Origin of the sequence: Streptomyces nanhaiensis (assembly GCF_046614825.1) — a bacterium.
Taxonomy (GTDB): Bacteria; Actinomycetota; Actinomycetes; order Streptomycetales; family Streptomycetaceae; genus Streptomyces; species Streptomyces radiopugnans.
The window spans coordinates 1-15,266 of sequence record NZ_JBKJFM010000146.1; the positions used below are offsets into that span (position 1 = coordinate 1).

Annotated in this window: 15 protein-coding genes and 2 pseudogenes; 5 read left to right on the plus strand and 12 right to left on the minus strand. The window is 74.6% G+C overall.

Annotation, left to right across the window (positions count from 1 at the left end; translation table 11 throughout):
* The 4 genes and pseudogenes from ACLIYP_RS24590 to ACLIYP_RS24605 form a co-directional block, all read right to left on the minus strand.
* Positions 1–403 (minus strand): annotated as a pseudogene (locus ACLIYP_RS24590) (hypothetical protein); the annotation flags it as partial.
* Positions 396–1,238: a T4 family baseplate hub assembly chaperone gene (locus tag ACLIYP_RS24595; protein ID WP_412715296.1), complete on the minus strand. Its 843-nt coding sequence runs from the start codon at positions 1,236–1,238 to the stop codon at positions 396–398. The gene ACLIYP_RS24595 and the pseudogene ACLIYP_RS24590, both read right to left, overlap by 8 nt.
* A gap of 43 nt (positions 1,239–1,281) precedes the next feature.
* A complete protein-coding gene (locus tag ACLIYP_RS24600) occupies positions 1,282–1,803 on the minus strand; it encodes a phage tail protein (RefSeq protein ID WP_093659737.1) in 522 nt (173 codons plus the stop codon).
* 7 nt (positions 1,804–1,810) lie between these two features.
* Positions 1,811–3,658 (minus strand): phage tail sheath family protein, encoded by a 1,848-nt coding sequence (locus tag ACLIYP_RS24605; protein ID WP_412715297.1) that lies wholly within the window; start codon positions 3,656–3,658, stop codon positions 1,811–1,813.
* A gap of 597 nt (positions 3,659–4,255) precedes the next feature.
* Between ACLIYP_RS24605 and ACLIYP_RS24610 the strand changes: the two genes are divergently transcribed.
* On the plus strand, positions 4,256–6,022 hold the full coding sequence (locus tag ACLIYP_RS24610; RefSeq protein ID WP_412715298.1) for a cholesterol oxidase substrate-binding domain-containing protein: 1,767 nt from the start codon (positions 4,256–4,258) through the stop codon (positions 6,020–6,022).
* 112 nt (positions 6,023–6,134) lie between these two features.
* Here ACLIYP_RS24610 and ACLIYP_RS24615 read toward each other — a convergent pair whose 3' ends face one another.
* A complete protein-coding gene (locus ACLIYP_RS24615; RefSeq protein WP_412715299.1) occupies positions 6,135–6,731 on the minus strand; it encodes a helix-turn-helix domain-containing protein in 597 nt (198 codons plus the stop codon).
* An 82-nt stretch (positions 6,732–6,813) separates the two neighbouring features.
* Between ACLIYP_RS24615 and ACLIYP_RS24620 the strand changes: the two genes are divergently transcribed.
* Both ACLIYP_RS24620 and ACLIYP_RS24625 read left to right on the plus strand, forming a co-directional pair.
* Positions 6,814–7,833: an NAD(P)/FAD-dependent oxidoreductase gene (locus ACLIYP_RS24620; protein ID WP_412715300.1), complete on the plus strand. Its 1,020-nt coding sequence runs from the start codon at positions 6,814–6,816 to the stop codon at positions 7,831–7,833.
* Positions 7,830–8,501, plus strand: coding sequence for a class I SAM-dependent methyltransferase (locus ACLIYP_RS24625; protein ID WP_412715301.1), 672 nt, complete (start codon positions 7,830–7,832; stop codon positions 8,499–8,501). Before ACLIYP_RS24620 ends, ACLIYP_RS24625 begins: the two co-directional genes overlap by 4 nt.
* Positions 8,502–8,632: 131 nt before the next feature.
* Here the strand turns inward: ACLIYP_RS24625 and ACLIYP_RS24630 are convergent, their stop codons facing one another.
* A complete protein-coding gene (locus ACLIYP_RS24630; RefSeq protein WP_412715302.1) occupies positions 8,633–9,061 on the minus strand; it encodes an OsmC family protein in 429 nt (142 codons plus the stop codon).
* A 249-nt stretch (positions 9,062–9,310) separates the two neighbouring features.
* Between ACLIYP_RS24630 and ACLIYP_RS24635 the strand changes: the two genes are divergently transcribed.
* Positions 9,311–9,664 carry a hypothetical protein gene (locus ACLIYP_RS24635; protein WP_412715303.1) on the plus strand — a complete coding sequence of 118 codons (354 nt, stop codon included), beginning with the start codon at positions 9,311–9,313 and terminating at the stop codon, positions 9,662–9,664.
* A gap of 145 nt (positions 9,665–9,809) precedes the next feature.
* Entirely contained in the window at positions 9,810–10,421 is a 612-nt protein-coding gene (locus tag ACLIYP_RS24640) for an adenosylcobinamide amidohydrolase (RefSeq protein WP_412715309.1), read from the plus strand.
* A 75-nt stretch (positions 10,422–10,496) separates the two neighbouring features.
* Here ACLIYP_RS24640 and ACLIYP_RS24645 read toward each other — a convergent pair whose 3' ends face one another.
* The 6 genes and pseudogenes from ACLIYP_RS24645 to ACLIYP_RS24670 form a co-directional block, all read right to left on the minus strand.
* A complete protein-coding gene (locus tag ACLIYP_RS24645; RefSeq protein WP_412715304.1) occupies positions 10,497–10,913 on the minus strand; it encodes a hypothetical protein in 417 nt (138 codons plus the stop codon).
* A 266-nt stretch (positions 10,914–11,179) separates the two neighbouring features.
* Positions 11,180–11,659 carry a nucleoside deaminase gene (locus tag ACLIYP_RS24650; protein WP_412715305.1) on the minus strand — a complete coding sequence of 160 codons (480 nt, stop codon included), beginning with the start codon at positions 11,657–11,659 and terminating at the stop codon, positions 11,180–11,182.
* Between the two features lie 117 nt (positions 11,660–11,776).
* Positions 11,777–12,655 (minus strand): S1 family peptidase, encoded by an 879-nt coding sequence (locus ACLIYP_RS24655; protein WP_412715306.1) that lies wholly within the window; start codon positions 12,653–12,655, stop codon positions 11,777–11,779.
* A gap of 171 nt (positions 12,656–12,826) precedes the next feature.
* Positions 12,827–13,573, minus strand: a complete 747-nt coding sequence (locus tag ACLIYP_RS24660) for a class I SAM-dependent methyltransferase (protein ID WP_412715307.1) — start codon at positions 13,571–13,573, stop codon at positions 12,827–12,829.
* Between the two features lie 114 nt (positions 13,574–13,687).
* Entirely contained in the window at positions 13,688–14,698 is a 1,011-nt protein-coding gene (locus tag ACLIYP_RS24665; protein ID WP_412715308.1) for a zinc-dependent alcohol dehydrogenase, read from the minus strand.
* Between the two features lie 442 nt (positions 14,699–15,140).
* A pseudogene (locus ACLIYP_RS24670) lies at positions 15,141–15,266 on the minus strand (NAD-dependent epimerase/dehydratase family protein); the annotation flags it as partial.

Below are 15,266 nucleotides of genomic sequence, written 5' to 3' on the forward strand. Positions count from 1 at the left end.
CGCGCAGGGGCGCGGGCACGGCCGCGGGACGCGGTACGGCCGCCGCCCGCCCGGCGACCGGCGGCCGGGCGGGCCGTTCCTCCACGGGCGTTCGTGCCCGTTCACCGTCCGGTACCGGCTCGGTCCGCACCACGGTCCGGTGCTCGGTGCGGATCTCCCGCTCGTGCCGTACCGCCGCCCGGTCCTCCCCGGGCCGCGCGGCCGGACGGGGGGCGGACGGGAGGAAGAGGTCTGCTCCCTCCGGCTCCAGGGGCGCCCCCCACAGCGCCTCGACGCGCTCGTACGGCTCGGGCAGCCGGGGGCGTACCCGTACGGGTACGCCCGGCCCGCCGCCCGGGGCGGCCTCGGCACCGCGGACCGCGGGGACGTGCCGGGTCAGCAGCCGGTCGAAGTGGTCAGGCATCGGCGCACAGCTCCAGGTAGTAGCGGCGCCGCAGCGGACTGAGCGCCAGGATCTCCGGCTCGGTCCAGCCGTAGGCGCCGGCGAGCAGATGGACGTCGAGGAGCAGGTCCCTCGCCCAGGCGTCGAGTTCGGCCCACAGGTAGGAGGCGATGTCGAGCTCGGCCCGGGTCGTCCCGCCGCATTCGGGGCAGGAGACCCTGAGCGTCACGTCGGCGGCCGGGTCTGCCTGTTCGGCGGCCTCGGCGACGCGCCGCAGCACCGTCTCGGGCAGCAGGGCGGGCAGCCGGCCGGCGGGGACCGGCCGCCCGGCGCGTACGGCCGACACCGTGCAGCGGGCGGCCAGCAGGGCTCGGGCGGAGGCTCCGTCCAGACCCTGCCCCTCCGCGCCCTGGTCGGCGGCCGTGCCCCGGGCGGCCTCCACCGCCTCGGCCACGGCCGCCAGGTCGGCGACGGTCGGCAGCCGGAACTCCACCTCCCAGTCCTCCTCGGCCACCCGCAGGGGGCCGTCCCGCCGGGGCGGCCGGGCGGCCAGATCGTCCGTGCCGAGGTCGAACTCCATTGCCTCGCCGCATGGTTCGCACTCCACCCGCACCTGCATCCGCTCGCCGAACAGTGCCCGGCGCAACGCGAACAGGTCCGCCTCCCGCTCGCCGACCGGCGCCGACAGCAGTTCGCCGTCGCCGGCCTCCGGGCGGGCGGTGCGGTGCAGCAGGAGGGCGCGACCTGGATCGGCCAGCCCAAGTCCCGCCTCCCAGACGGCCAGCAGTTCCGCGGGCCCCGCCGTCACCGCCGCGGCCGGCGCCGCCGTCTCCGCTGTCAACGGTGCGGCTGCCACCGCCGTCTCCGCCGCCCCAGCCGTCATCCGCCGTACCGTCCGCTCAGGGGTTGGTGAACGAGGGCTCGGTGGGCTCGGGCACCTCGTAGTCGCGCTCCCAGCCCTCGCACTCCAGCTTGAGGCTCTGGATGGCCACCGCGTTGGCGTTGGCGTCCAGCTCGCCCAGCACCTGGTACTCGCTCGGCCAGGTCCGGTAGAGCTTGTGCGAGACGGCCACCTGCCCGGCCTCGTTGAGGACCTGGATGACGATGTCCTTGCGGAAGTCGGCGAGCGACACCTCGGCCCCGAGCCCGGCGCCGACCTGCCACACCTTGTTGGCCCAGCGGTCGAACTCGGGGTCGTGTGTGACGCCGCGCTCCAGGGTGATGCCCTCGAACTCGGAACGGCCCGGCGATTTGCGCGGTGAACTCGGATCGCCGCCGTGCCGGTGCTTGACCACTTCCGTGGTCCGCTTCAGCGGGCTGATCTTGCTGACGCCCGCGACCGTGCGCCCACCCCACAACACCAGGAACTTGAAGTTCTTGTAGGGGTCGAAACGCTGCGCGTTCACCTGGAATTCAGCCATCGGAATCCTAAATCTCGAACTGTCCGGCGGTCTGCTGGATCTTGACGACCACGAACTCGGCGGGCTTGACCGGCGCGATTCCGACCAGGACGTTCACCACACCGCGCGCGACGTCCTCGTCCGTGGTGGTCTCCCTGTCGCACTTGACGAAGTACGCCTCGCGCGGGGTGGCGCCCTTGAAGGCGCCCTGCCGGAAGAGGGTGTTGAGGTAGGCCGAGGCGTCCAGCCGGATCTGCTGCCACAACTGCTCGCCGTTGGGCTCGAACACGACCCACTGCAGTCCGCGGTAGAGGCTCTCCTCGACGTGCAGCGTCAGCCGCCGCACGGAGACGTACTTCCACTCGCTGTCGAGGGCGTCCGCGCCCTGGAGGGTGCGGGCGCCCCAGACCACCGATCCGACGGCCGGGAGGGTGCGCAGGCAGTTGACGCCGAGCGGGTTCAGCAGGGCGTTCTCGCGGTCGGTGAGCCGCACGCTCAGCGAGCGGACGCCGGCCAGCCGGGCCTCGGTGCCCGCGGGCGCCTTCCACACACCGCGCTCGGCGTCGGTGCGGGCGCAGACGCCGGCGATCGCGCCCGAGGGCGGGAAGGAGCGCAGCCGTCCCGTGAGCGGGTCGGTCATCTGCAACTGGGGGAAGTACAGCGCCGTCTGCCCGTCCCGTACGGGGTCGAAGGCGCTCAGCCCGGCGCGGACGCCGTCGACGTCGGCCCAGGAACCGGGCGCGTCCGCGAGCAGGAAGATCCGGCGCTCCCGGCAGAGCGCCTGCGCGGCCGAGATCACCGTGATCATGTCGTCGGTGGAGTCGTAGGCCGCGAGTTCCGGGAGCGACAGCAGATTGACGTCGTCGACGTCGCGCAGTGCGTGGAGCCCGGTCTTGCCGGCCTCGTCGCCGACGAGGTCGCGCGGGCCGGGCGGGTCTCCGTCCACTCCTCCGGTCAGCGGGAGGACCGGGGGGTTGACGGTCGCCTCAAGGCCCAGGTCGTTGGCGCACTCGCCGAGGAAGCGGACGGTGTCGCGGGGGTCGGTGGAGCCGGCGACGACCTGGAGGCGGCGGCCGAAGGCGGTGACCTCCGCACCGGCGAAGGCCCGCTTGCCGGGCGCGTCCGGCAGGGCGCGCAGCTTGCGCTCCAGGAGCAGTGCCAGTTCGGCGACGTTCCGCGGGGGCTCGCCGTCCCGGTCGGGGTCGTGGAGCGTGAACTCGCGCTCCACGTCGCCGATCTTCACGGTCAGCTCGACGGCGAGGCCGGGCAGTTCGTCGGCGAACGGCTTGGAGACCGTGCCCGACGGATCCGGCCTGCCCTCGCCGATGACGTCGGCCCGCACCAGCGCGGAGCCGGCGTTCACCACCGTCTCGGCGTGGCGTCCGTGGCCCGGTTCCATGGACAGGCCGGTGAAGGTCTCGCGCGTGCTGCCGTCCGCGTCCAGGACCCGCAGGTTGAAGGTCTCTTCGGGGTCGCGGGTGTCGTGGTCGACGGCCAGGCGCAGCCGGGAGCCCCAGACGCCGGGCTCCTTGGCGTGCACGGTCATCACGGGGCAGGCGCTGTGCCCCTCGGTCGACTCCAGGGTGGCGCAGGCCTCCTCACCGGTGCCGGCCGCGGCGACGCGCACGACCACCGCGGTGGTGCCGCCGTTGCCGAAGAACTGGTGCACGGCGTAGGCGACGGCGCTCTGCGCGGTGAGCCCGCCGAAGCGGCGCTCGAAGTCGGCGAAGCTGGTGACCCTCACCGGCCGGTTGAGCGGACCTCGGCGGGTGTGGCCCACGAAAGCGGTGACCGAGGTGGTGACCGCCGAGATGGTGCGGACGCTGCTGGGAAGTTCCTCGATGTATACGCCGGGATGGCCCGTTTGCACCGGCATTCCCCTCCATTCCCTTCGCGCACCGAGGGTTGAGGAGAAAAAGTGGAGAGAATGCGCGCAGGCGGCGACGCACCACGCACGTCTTGTCCGATTCCCCCGTCACACACCCCGTGCGCGGTCGGTTTCGCACGGCCGGGCCGGGCGGCCCGTAACCCCTGATGCATGAGTTCTCCAGGAAGTGTCGAGCCCTGCCGCACGACGGGTCAAGGAGGGGTTTCGGTCATCCGGAAAGCGCGCTCGGCCGGCACGCCACTTCCTCTAATTCCGCCCGAGCGAACCGATTTATAGACATTAAAAGATATGGAAATAAGATCAACGAGGAACCCGTTCCGAGAAATCGAGCATCGATAACAGGACGAATGCGCGATCCCTTCGGCGCGTCGATTTGCGGCCGGCGCAGGCCCGCGCCGGATCCCGTGCGGGCCGGGGACCGGACCGGGCCCGGCGCCGTGGCCGGAACCGGTCCACACCCGCTCCGGCGGGCTGTGCGGGCAGTCCGCGAAGGGCCGGCCGGCGGCCTGGGGATCCGGTACCCCGTACGGGTGAAACCACCGCCCGTACGGCCCGGTGGGGCGCTCCGGGTCCTAGCGTGTCCGCATGAATGATCGAGGGACGTACGAACGGTGGAGCAGGCGCCGCCTCCTGCGAGCGGCGACGGGGCTGACGGTGACCGGCGCGACGGCACCGGCCGCCGCGCCGGCGTTCGCCGGAGGCGCCGCTGACGTCCCGGGCGTCCCTGTCGTCTCGGGCACCGATCCCTCCGGCTTCCCCGAGCAGGTCCGGCTCTACCGCTCCCCCTATCGCAACTGGTCGGGCGAGACGGTCTCCGACGGCCTGTGGGCGTGCGCCCCGCGCGACACCGGCCAGGTGGTCGCCGTGGTGAACTGGGCGCACCGCAACGGCTGGACGGTACGGCCGCGGGGCCACTCCCACGGCTGGTCGCCGCTGACCCTCGCGGACGGGGCCCGGGGCGGGCGGCCGGTGCTGCTCATGGACACCGCCCGCCATCTGACGGACGTCCGGGTGAGCTCAGCGGCGGGCTCGTCCGCGTCGGTGCGGGCCGGCGCGGGCGTGTCGATGGAGGAGCTGCTGACCCGCCTGGAGGAGCACGGCCTCGGTCTGACCGCCGCTCCCGCGCCCGGCGACCTCACGCTCGGCGGCGTACTCGCCGTCGACGCGCACGGCACCGCCGTCCCCGCCCGGGGCGAGGTGCGCGCCCCGGGCCGGACCTACGGCTCGCTCAGCAACCGCGTCCTGTCGCTCACCGCGGTCGTGTGGGACGCGGACGGCGGCGAGTACACCGCCCGGACCTTCGACCGCGACCACCCCGACTGCGCCGTCCTGCTCACCCACCTCGGCCGGTCACTGGTCACCGAGGCCGTGCTGCGCGTGGGCGGCGACGACAACCTGCGGTGCGTCAGCCGCACCGACATACCGGCCGCCGAACTCTTCGCCCCGCCGGGCCGCGGCGGACGCACCCTCGCCTCCTTCGTGGAGGAGACCGGGCGGGTCGAGGCGATCTGGTTCGCCTTCAGCGAGCACCCCTGGCTGAAGGTGTGGAGCGTCTGCCCCGGCCGCCCGCTCACCTCCCGGCCGGTCGACCGGCCGTACAACTACCCCTTCTCGGACAACGTTCCGAGGCCCGTGGCGGACCTGGCCGGGACGATGGTCACGGAGGCCGCCTGGTATCTGGCCCCCGCCCTGGGCGAGGCCCAGTCCACCGCCGCCGCGGCCGGGCTGGTGGCCACGGCCTCCGCCGACCTGTGGGGCCCCTCGAAGAACACCCTGCTCTACATCAAGCCCACCACCCTGCGCGTCACGGCCAACGGGTACGCGGTGGTGACCGCCCGGTCCCGGGTGCAGCGGGTGGTCGCCGAGTTCACGGCGTTCTACCGGGAGCGGCTCGCCGCGTACGCGGCGGAGGGCCGCTTCCCGGTCAACGGGTCGGTGGAGATACGCGTCACCGGGCTCGACCGGCCGGAGGAGGCCGACGTGCCCGGCGCACAGGTCCCGGCGCTGTCCGCGCTGCGTCCGGTGCCCGACCGCCCGGAGTGGGACACGGCCGTCTGGCTGGACGTGCTCACCCTCCCCGGCACACCCGACGCGCCGTCCTTCTACCGGGAGCTGGAGCGCTTCCTGCTGCGCGCCTTCGACGGGACGTACGCGCTGGCCAGGGTCGAGTGGTCCAAGGGCTGGGCCTACACCGACCGGGCCGCCTGGGACGACCGGGAGGTCATCGGCACAGCGGTGCCGGCTTCCCTGCCCGGCTGGGACGGCGCGGTGGCCGCGCTGGACCGGCTCGATCCGCACCGGGTGTTCACCAACCCCTTCCTGGACCGGCTGCTGCGCGCCGGCGGCGCCTGAGACGCCGACGCGCAGCAGCCCTGCGCCCGGCCGGCAGGCGCCGCCCGCCGCGGGCCGTCCCGGCACCGCCCGCCACTTCCCCGCCCGTACCTCCGGGCGTGCGCGGCGGCCCTCACCCCGCGCCCTTCGAGGGCCGGGCGCGTACGTGCATCCGCTCGCCCTGCGGCCCGAAGATGCTGATGAACTCGACGGGCCGCTCCCCGGCGTTCGCGAAGCCGTGGGGGGTACGGGTGTCGAACTCGGCGGCCTCCCCCGCGCCGAGGACGAGGTCGTGCTCGCCCAGGGCCAGCCGCAGCCGCCCGGACAGGACGTAGAGCCACTCGTAGCCCTCGTGCGTCTGCTGCTCGGGCCGCCCTCCCCCGCCGTACCCGGCGGGCATGATCTGCTTGTAGGCGTGCAGACCGCCCAGGCTGCGGGTCAGCGGCACGAAGGTCTGCCCGTACCGGGTGAAGGGGCGGGGGTGGACGCGGGGGTCGCCGGTGGCGGGCGCGCCGACGAGTTCGTCCAGGGGGACGTGATAGGCCCTGGCCAGGGGGAGCAGCAGCTCCAGGGTGGGCCTGCGCTGCCCCGACTCCAGGCGCGAGAGGGTGCTGAGCGAGATCCCGGTCGTCTCGCTCACCTGGGAGAGCGTGGCACCGCGCGCCTGGCGCAGGGCCCGCAGCCTGGGGCCCACACCGGTGAGGACGTTCTCGAGGTCGTCGTCGGCCATCCCCCCATTTGCCGGTCCGGCAAAGATGTTTGTCAAGCGGACGGGCACGGGCGGAGGCTTGCCGTATGACGGAAGGAGAGACATGACCGGATATGACGGGAGCTCCCCGGCCCCACCCGTCCGGGACGCCGAACGGCTCCACGACGTGGTGGTCGTCGGGGGCGGCGCCGCCGGGCTGAGCGGGGCGCTGACCCTGGCCCGGGCGCGCCGCTCGGTCCTGGTGGTCGATTCCGGGCGGCCGCGCAACGCACCGGCCGCCGGTGTCCACGGCTATCTGGGGCTCGACGGCACGCCGCCCCTGGAGCTGACGGCCGCCGGGCGCGCCGAGGTGCTCCGCTACGGGGGCGAGATCACGGCAGGCACCGTCACGGCCGCCGAGCGCCTGGCCGCCGGAGGTTTCCGCCTCCGCCTGGACGACGGGACCACCGTGGCGGCGGGCCGGCTGCTGGTGGCCACGGGCCTGGCCGACGGGCTGCCCGGGGTGCCGGGGCTGGCGGAGCTGTGGGGACGCGATGTCCTTCACTGCCCGTACTGCCACGGCTGGGAGGTGCGCGACCTGCCGATCGGCGTGCTGTCCACCGGGCCGGCGGCCGTCCGGCAGGCGCTGTTGTGGCGGCAGTGGAGCGCGGACGTGACCCTGCTGCGGCACATCGGTCCCGAGCCCGGCGACCGGGAGTACGAGCGGCTCGCCGCCCGCGGCGTCGCCGTCGTCGACGGCGAGGTGACCGGCCTGGAGACGAGCGGCGGCCGTCTCGCCGGCGTACGGCTCACGGACGGGCGGACCGTGCCCTGCCGGGCGCTGGTGGTCGCCCCGCGCTTCACCGCCCGCGCGGCTTTCCTGGCCGGTCTGGGTCTGGAGACGGTCGAGCAGACGGCGGGCGGCCACGTCCTCGGTGAGCGCGTCGCCGCCGACGCGACCGGTGCCACCGCCGTCCCCGGGGTGTGGGTGGCCGGGGACGTCGCCGACCTGGCCGGGAAGGTCGCCGGCGCCGCCGCCGCGGGTGTGAGCGCCGCCGCGGCGATCAACGCCGATCTGGTGGAGGAGGAGACCGGCCGGGCCGTCGCGGCCCGCGCCGGTCTGGGAAGGGAGGTTCTGCGATGAGCGGCGAAGATGTGGACGGCGCCTCGGCCGGGGAGTTCTGGGACGACTTCTACGGCGCGGGTGATCGGGTCTGGAGCGGCGAGCCCAACGCCGTCCTGGTCCGTGAGACGGCGGATCTGGCCCCGGGCAGCGCCCTGGACCTGGGATGCGGTGAGGGGGCCGACGCGATCTGGCTCGCCCGGCAGGGCTGGCGCGTCACCGCGGTCGACGTGTCGGGGGTCGCCCTGGAGCGCGGAGCCGAGCAGGCCCGGCGGGCGGGTGTGGCCGACCGGATCGACTGGCAGCGGCACGATCTGGCCGAATCCTTCCCCGGGGGCGTCTTCGACCTGGTCTCCACCCACTTCCTCCACGCCCCCTCCCCCGTCGAGCTGCCCAGGGAGCAGATCCTGCGCGACGCCGCGGCGGCCGTGTCGCCGGGTGGCGTGCTGCTGGTCGTCGGGCACGCCGGCCCTCCCCCGTGGGCGGCCGACCACGGCCACGGCGACCACCCGCCCCTGCCCACGTCGGCGCAGGTCCTCGGCTCGCTCGGTCTGCCGGAGGAGGAGTGGGAGCCGCTGGTGACCGGGGAGTACCGGCGCGACGCGACCGGGCCCGACGGGCAGCGGGCGGTCCTGGAGGACGCCGTGGTCAAACTGCGGCGGCTGCCCGGCCGGTCCCCCTCACGCTGAGCCGTCCCGCCGAGCCCTCTCCGGGCGAGCCCTGCGGGCCGGCTCCGGAGACGCGACAGGGCCGGCCGGGACCGCGCGTGCGGTCCCGGCCGGCCCTGTCGTACGCGGGGCCGTGCCCCGGGTCCGGCACGTCAGACGAGCCGGGCGTCCAGGGTGATGTTCTTGACACCGGCCAGGGCCTGGCTGACCGGGCAGTTGGCCTTGGCCTCCTCGGCGGCCGCCTGGAAGTCCTCCTCGGACAGCCCGGGAACGGTGGCGCGGACGGTCAGCTTGATGGCGGTGATGCCCTCGCCCGGCTGGAAGGTGACGTCCGCCTGGGTGTCGACCTTCTCCACCGTGTGGCCCTTGCGCGCCAGGCCGCCCGAGAAGGCCATCGAGTAGCAGGCGGAGTGGGCCGCCGCGATCAGTTCCTCGGGGCTGGTCTTGCCACCGGGCTCCTCGGCGCGGGCGGGCCAGCTCACGTCGTAGGTGCCGATCCTGGAGGACTCGAGGGCGACGCTGCCCTTGCCCTCGAGGAGGTTGCCTTCCCAGCGGGTCTTGGCAGTACGGGTGGTTGCCATGGCGGTCGCTCCTGACGGGTCGTGAGTGACGAGAAAGATCTGCGGTGATCAGTTTATGCAGTGGAACGGCCCCGGCGCGGTGAACCGGTACGGGCCCGGCGCGTGCCCCACCGGGGTGGGGCGTCCGCGGGACGCGGGACGGATAACCGGTGGCCCGCGGCCCGCGGCCGCCGGTAGCGTCCCTTCCCGCACGACACGGCGGCACACATCCGTCCCTTCCTCCCGCACGCACGCACCGAAGGCGGCGCAATGACCGACCGGCCCCCGACGACGACCCTGTGGCGCCCGACCGGACCGGAGGAACTGGCACTGGTGCGGGAGTCGCGGTGGCGTGCCTGGCCGCCCCGCCTGCCAGAACAGCCGATCTTCTACCCGGTGCTGAACGAGGACTACGCGATCAGGATCGCCAGGGACTGGAACGTGAAGCACGACGGAGCGGGTTTCGTCACACGCTTCGAGGTCGAGACGGACTTCCTGTCCCGGTATCCGGTGCGGCAGGCCGGCGGGGAGGGCATCCTCGAACTGTGGGTCCCGGCGGAGGAGCTCGACGAGTTCAACGCCCACATCTCCGGACGGATCCGGGTGGTGCACGAGTTCCGCTGATCCGTCGGCACCTCCCGCGTCCGGGCACCCCTCGCGCCTGCTCCCGCGCCCCGCGCTAGGGTGCAGCGTGCTCCTGCGATCCCATCACGGCTCCCTGGCCGGCGTACGCGTCCTGCACCACCGGGAGCAGGGCGGTTCCTGGCCGATGCTGTTCTGGAGGCCCGGGGCCGAGCGGCGGATGATCAGCAGCGCGCTGCTGGGCGGCGGGCTCGGCGAGCGCGGCTGGGTCCTCAACACCCAGGTGCCCCCGGGCTACGCACGGCTGGACGCCGAGCGGCACCTGGCCGAACTGGCCGGGCGGGCGGGCGCGGAGGGTCCCGGCGTGGGGCTGATGACCGCGGCCCGGGTGCTGGACCGCTGCCTGGCGGTGGACGAGGGGGTCGAGGCACTGGTCACGGCCGGGATCGGCGTACACGGCTGGGCGGCGGCGCCGGACGCGGGCAGCGGTGGACCGCTGCCCGCCGGGACCATCAACATCCTGGTCTCGGTGCCGGTCGCGCTCTCGGACGCCGCTCTGGTCAACGCCGTGGCCACGGCCACCGAGGCCAAGGTCCAGGCGCTGCGGGACGCCGGTGTGGACGCCTCGGGCACGCCGACCGACGCGGTGTGCGTCGCCGCCGCGCCGCCCCCGCCGGGCCGCCCGGCCTCCGCCGAGCCCTTCGCGGGACCCCGCTCCCTGTGGGGCGCCCGCCTGGCGCGTGCGGTGCACCGGGCGACCTATCTGGCCTGCACGCGTACGGCGGCGGCCGGCCGCTGACGGTCCGGACGGCTCCGGACGGGCGGTTCGGTACGGGCGGCTCGACCCAAGCGGCTCGGTACCGCGCGGACCGGTTCACATATCCGCGCAGATCCCGCGCGCCCTCTCCAAGTCCTTCTCCGCCCGGGCGTCGAACTCGAAGGCCGAGAGGACCCGGTGGTGCGACTTCCTCAGCGCCTCCGCGAGCGGCTCGTACCGCTCGTCGCCCGCGGCCGCCGCGGCGGAGAGGGCCTGCGCCGCTCCCCAGCGGTTGAGCGCCGCCTCGCCGGCCGGCCCCTTCTCCGTGTACTCCGACTCCTCGAAGCGCTCCAGGACGCCGCACGCCGCACGCGCGTCGGCCTCGGGGCCGACCTCGCCGCCGCTTCCGCCGGTGAGGGCCCAGGCGGCTCCGGCGCCTGCGCCGCCGATCACCACTCCGGCCGCCAGCGCGGCGACGAGCGCACCCGTGCGGCGGCGGGCAGGGTGCGTCGGGGTTTCGGATGGCTGCTGCACGGAGCCGAATCCTAGGCCCTGTCCGGCAAACAGCGCTGTCCGCCCGAAGGGCGGGCTCCGCGGTGTCCGGTGCGTGCGATCGCAGGGCGGAGGGGGAGAGCGCAGCGTGCCGCGCCGACGATCGGCAACGCAGCGAGCGGGCGTGCCGGACACCGCGGAGCAGGCGGGATCTGCCGGACAGGGCCTAGGCGGCGGGCCGCCGCGCCGTGGGATGCCCCTCCCCGGCGAACCGCCCTGCCCGGCGGCCGGGTTGTCCCCGTCCGGGCTCAGGCCGCGCCGTGGAGGCGCCGGTGCAGCTCGCGCACCTCCAGCGCGAGGCCGGGCACCGGCCCCTCCACCGCGACACCGGGCGCGATCTCCTCGACCGGCAGCGTCCGCACCGGCGGCGCGGGCACGCCCAGTTCGTCGAGCCAGGAGGCCAGTTGCGCGGAGGAGCTCGCGTAGACGATGCGGCCCAGCCCGACCCAGGCGTGCGCGGCTGCGCACATCGGGCAGTGCTCCCCGGAGGTGTAGACGGTCGCAGCCGCGCGTTCCTCCGGTGTCATGTGGGCGGCGGCCCAGCGCGCCAGCTCGAACTCCGGGTGACGGGTCCGGTCTCCGAGGGCGACCCGGTTGCGGTCCTCGGCCAGGACCGTACCGTCCCCGCCGACGAGTACGGAGCCGAACGGCTCGTCGCCCGCCTCCAGCGCCTCGGTCGCCAGTTCCACGCAGCGGCGCAGATGACGCAGCCCGGCATCGTCCACCATGACGGCCTCCCCGGTGTGCGGTTCCGGCCCGGATGCTACTGCGCCCTCCGGGCGGGCTGCGTCCCGCCGCGCGGACGCCGGGGCGGGCGGGGGCCGGGCGGCCCCCGCCCGGCCGGATCAGTACATGGTCGCCCTGTAGGCGCTGAGTGCCTCGGGAACCGGCTGGTAGAAGGTGGTGCCGCCCCTGCGGCAGTCGCCGCTGCCGCCGGAGGTGATGCCGAGAGCGAGGGAGCCGTCGTAGAGGGGGCCGCCGGAATCACCGGGCTCCGCGCAGACGTTCGTCTGGATCATGCCGCGGACGGTGCCGCTGCCGCTGTAGCGGACCGTGACGTTCAGGGCGGTGACGGTGCCGCTGTGGGTGCCGGTGGTGGATCCGGTGCGCTTGACCGACTGGCCCACGTGGGCGTCGGCCGGGGTGAATCCGCCCGGGTGGCCCAGGGAGGTGTTGTCGTAGCGGACGAGGGCGTAGTCGTTGCCGGGGAAGCTCGACTTCACGGTCGGGCCGATGAGCGTGCGCTGACCGGAGTCGGCGTACCAGGTGTCGACCACGTCGCCGCAGTGCCCGGCGGTGAGGAAGTGGTACGTGCCGCCGCTGAGGACGTTGAAGCCGAGCGAGCAGCGGTAGCCGCTGCCGTAGATGGCGTCGCCGGCGGAGCCCAGCGGGGCGATGACTCCCGGTGTCCGCTCGATCCTGATCGCGCCCGCGTCCGCGCCGGCGGCCTTCCGCAGGGCCGCGACGTCGGCGGGCGAGACGGTGCTGTCGGCGGTGACGACGACGCGTCCGGTGCGGTCGTCGGCGTGCCAGGCGATGCCGTCGACGTCCGTGGTGAGCACGGCGTCGCTCACCCGGGAGAGTTCGGCCGCGCCGTAGGCGCGCGGGGCGGCCGCGGTGGCGCTCGGTGCGGTGGCCACGGCGGCGACTCCCAGGCCGATCGCGGCGGCGAGCAGCCGGGTGCGGCGGGCGGTGCTCCATCTGGTGGTGCGCCTGGTCCTCACGTGGTCTCCTCCTGGTGGTGGGGAAGCCGGTGGGCGACGGCACGTGGGGGGTGTCGCGCGGCGCGCGGAGACGTGTCCACCGAAGGCCATTGATGACGCGTACCTGACATCAATGGAGCGAGTATCGGACCGGCCCGGCGGTCCGTACAAGACCGCCTCCCCGTACCGCCCTCACCCCCGGCCGCCCCCTCGGGCGCGCCGGGCCACGACCAGCCGGCAGCGGGGACTGCCGTCCGCACGCCGGCCGAGTTCCTCCAGCGGCAGCGTGCCCACCTCGAACCCCGCGTCGGCCAGTTCGCGGCGCACCCGGGGAAGGGGGAACGTGCGGTAGTACATGACGAACCGCGGACGCCACAGCGCGTTGCGCACCCGCATCACCGCGTCGAAACCCCACAGCGTCCAGTACGCGCGCGACCCTACCGGGGGCGGCGCACCGACGGGGAAGGCGAACAGGCCCCCGGGCCGGAGCGCCGCGTGCACCCCCGCGAACAGCGCGGGCCGCTCCCTGGGCAGGAAGTGCCCGAACGCGCCGAAGCTGACGGCCAGGTCGAAGGCCCCGGCGAAGGGCAGCCTCCGTACGTCGGCGCGCACCCAGTCCACCGCCGGCCCGCCGGGGGACCGCGGGTGGGAAAAGCGGGCCCGGCCGAGCATGCCGGCGCTGAAGTCGACGCCGACGGCCCGCCGTTCGCACAGCCGCCGCAGGACGCCCACCCCCGCGCCGGTTCCGCAGCACACGTCCAGGCCCGTCCCGAACGGCCCCAGCGGCCGGAGTGCGCGTGCGGTGGCGTCCAGCAGGCGGTCCGAGGTCCTGAACGGTGTGCGGTCGAACTTCGGCGCGAGCAGGTCGTAGCCGCGCTCGACGGACGACAGCGCCTGCACGGCGAGTTCGGGGAGGGTCGGGCCCTGGGGGGTGAACATGGTGCCCACCGTAGCGAGCGGGCGGGCCCGCCCGTCACCCCCGGCAGCCCTCCGCCCCTGCCGGCGGGGGCCGCGACAGGGGCGGAGGGCGGACCGGCCGGGGCCGGCGGCGCGTCACATCTCGAAGACGACGCGGGCCCTGACGTGGCCGCCGAGGATCTCCTGGATGCAGTCGTTGACGGCCTCCAGCGGGCGGGTCTCGTAGATCACCTTCGTGCGCCCGGCCGCGTGGAGGGCGAAGACCTCGGCGAGGTCCTGCCGGGTGCCGACGATCGAGCCGATGACGGAGGTGCCGTTCAGCACGGTGTCGAAGACCGGGACGCGCAGGGCGCCGCCCGCCGGGAGCGAGACGAGCACCAGCTTCCCGCCTCGCCGCAGGCCGCGCTGGAGCGCCTCCGTCGCCCGGTCGTCGACGGCGAGCGCGATGGCGGCGTGCGCTCCGCCGTGCCGCCGGAGCACCTCGGCCGGGTCCTCCTTGCGGGCGTCGATCAGGATGTCGGCGCCCAGTTCCCCGGCGAGGGAGAGCTTGTCGTCGGTGACGTCGATCGCAGCCACGGTGGCTCCGGCGATCTTGGCGTACTGGACGGCGAGGTGCCCCAGCCCGCCGATGCCGGAGACGGCCACCAGATCGGTCGGGCCCACCCCGGCGACCTTGACCGCCTTGTAGGTCGTCACCCCCGCACAGGTCAGCGGGGCCGCCTCGCGCGGGTCGATGCCGTCGGGCACCGGCTGGGCGAAGTCGGCGTGGGCGAGCATCATCTCGGCGTGTCCGCCGTCGACGCCGTAACCGGTGTTCTTCTGCCGCTCGCACAGCGTCTCCCAGCCGGACAGGCAGTGCTCGCAGCGCCCGCAGGCCCAGCCGAGCCAGGGGACCGCCACCCGCTGGCCGACCGACAGGTGGGTGACGTCGTCGCCGAGCCGCTCGACGATGCCGACGCCCTCGTGGCCGGGGACGAAGGGCGGGTCGGGCTTGACCGGCCAGTCGCCGCGGGCGGCGTGGATGTCGGTGTGGCACAGACCCGACGCCTCGACGCGGATGCTGACCTGCGCGGGGCCGGGCCGCGGATCGGGCCGGTCCTCGATCACCAGGGGCGCGCCGAGTGTTCGGACGACTGCTGCTCTCATGGCCTTGGCTCCTCGTGTCCGGTTCCGGCGTACCGGAGTCCTGTTCTTCGCCTGCAAGCCTCCCGCCCGGCGAGGGGGCGGCGGCAGGTCCGACAGGAGCAGTCCGCGGGGCCGAACGGCCCTCGTACCGGGTGCCGTTCGGCCCCGGCCGGGGTGGCCGCGGGGGCGTCGGTGCGCCCGGACCGGCACAGGGGGCGGATCAGACGGGGCGGCGGCCGTCCGGCGCGCCCAGGAGCGCCGCCAGGGCGCCGGGCAGGTCGTGCAGAGGGGCCGCGGCACCGGGGATGTCCGGGGGCCAGCCCGGTCCGGCGGGGTGGACGGGGGCGGAGGTCGTCTCCAGCGCGGTCCGCAGCCAGGAGAGGTCGGCAGTCCCCGGGGAGCGCGCCCACAGCACCACGGCGGCGGGGCGGGCGCGGACGAGGGCGTCGGTCAGGGCGGGCACGGGCAGGACGTGCGAGGTCTCGGGGTCGAAGTTGTCACCGGGCCCGTAGAGGTTGGTGGGCATCGCCGATATGTAGGAGGCACCGAACTGCCGCCGGTAGGACTGGACCTGGACGATCCCGGCGAT

Coding starts and splice junctions, on each gene's coding strand:
- ACLIYP_RS24600 (WP_093659737.1), bottom strand. CDS start 1,803: ATGGCTGAATTCCAGGTGAACGCGCAGCGTTTCGACCCCTACAAGAAC.
- ACLIYP_RS24605 (WP_412715297.1), bottom strand. CDS start 3,658: ATGCCGGTGCAAACGGGCCATCCCGGCGTATACATCGAGGAACTTCCC.
- ACLIYP_RS24610 (WP_412715298.1), top strand. CDS start 4,256: ATGAATGATCGAGGGACGTACGAACGGTGGAGCAGGCGCCGCCTCCTG.
- ACLIYP_RS24615 (WP_412715299.1), bottom strand. CDS start 6,731: ATGGCCGACGACGACCTCGAGAACGTCCTCACCGGTGTGGGCCCCAGG.
- ACLIYP_RS24620 (WP_412715300.1), top strand. CDS start 6,814: ATGACCGGATATGACGGGAGCTCCCCGGCCCCACCCGTCCGGGACGCC.
- ACLIYP_RS24625 (WP_412715301.1), top strand. CDS start 7,830: ATGAGCGGCGAAGATGTGGACGGCGCCTCGGCCGGGGAGTTCTGGGAC.
- ACLIYP_RS24630 (WP_412715302.1), bottom strand. CDS start 9,061: ATGGCAACCACCCGTACTGCCAAGACCCGCTGGGAAGGCAACCTCCTC.
- ACLIYP_RS24635 (WP_412715303.1), top strand. CDS start 9,311: ATGACCGACCGGCCCCCGACGACGACCCTGTGGCGCCCGACCGGACCG.
- ACLIYP_RS24640 (WP_412715309.1), top strand. CDS start 9,810: ATGCTGTTCTGGAGGCCCGGGGCCGAGCGGCGGATGATCAGCAGCGCG.
- ACLIYP_RS24650 (WP_412715305.1), bottom strand. CDS start 11,659: ATGGTGGACGATGCCGGGCTGCGTCATCTGCGCCGCTGCGTGGAACTG.
- ACLIYP_RS24660 (WP_412715307.1), bottom strand. CDS start 13,573: ATGTTCACCCCCCAGGGCCCGACCCTCCCCGAACTCGCCGTGCAGGCG.
- ACLIYP_RS24665 (WP_412715308.1), bottom strand. CDS start 14,698: ATGAGAGCAGCAGTCGTCCGAACACTCGGCGCGCCCCTGGTGATCGAG.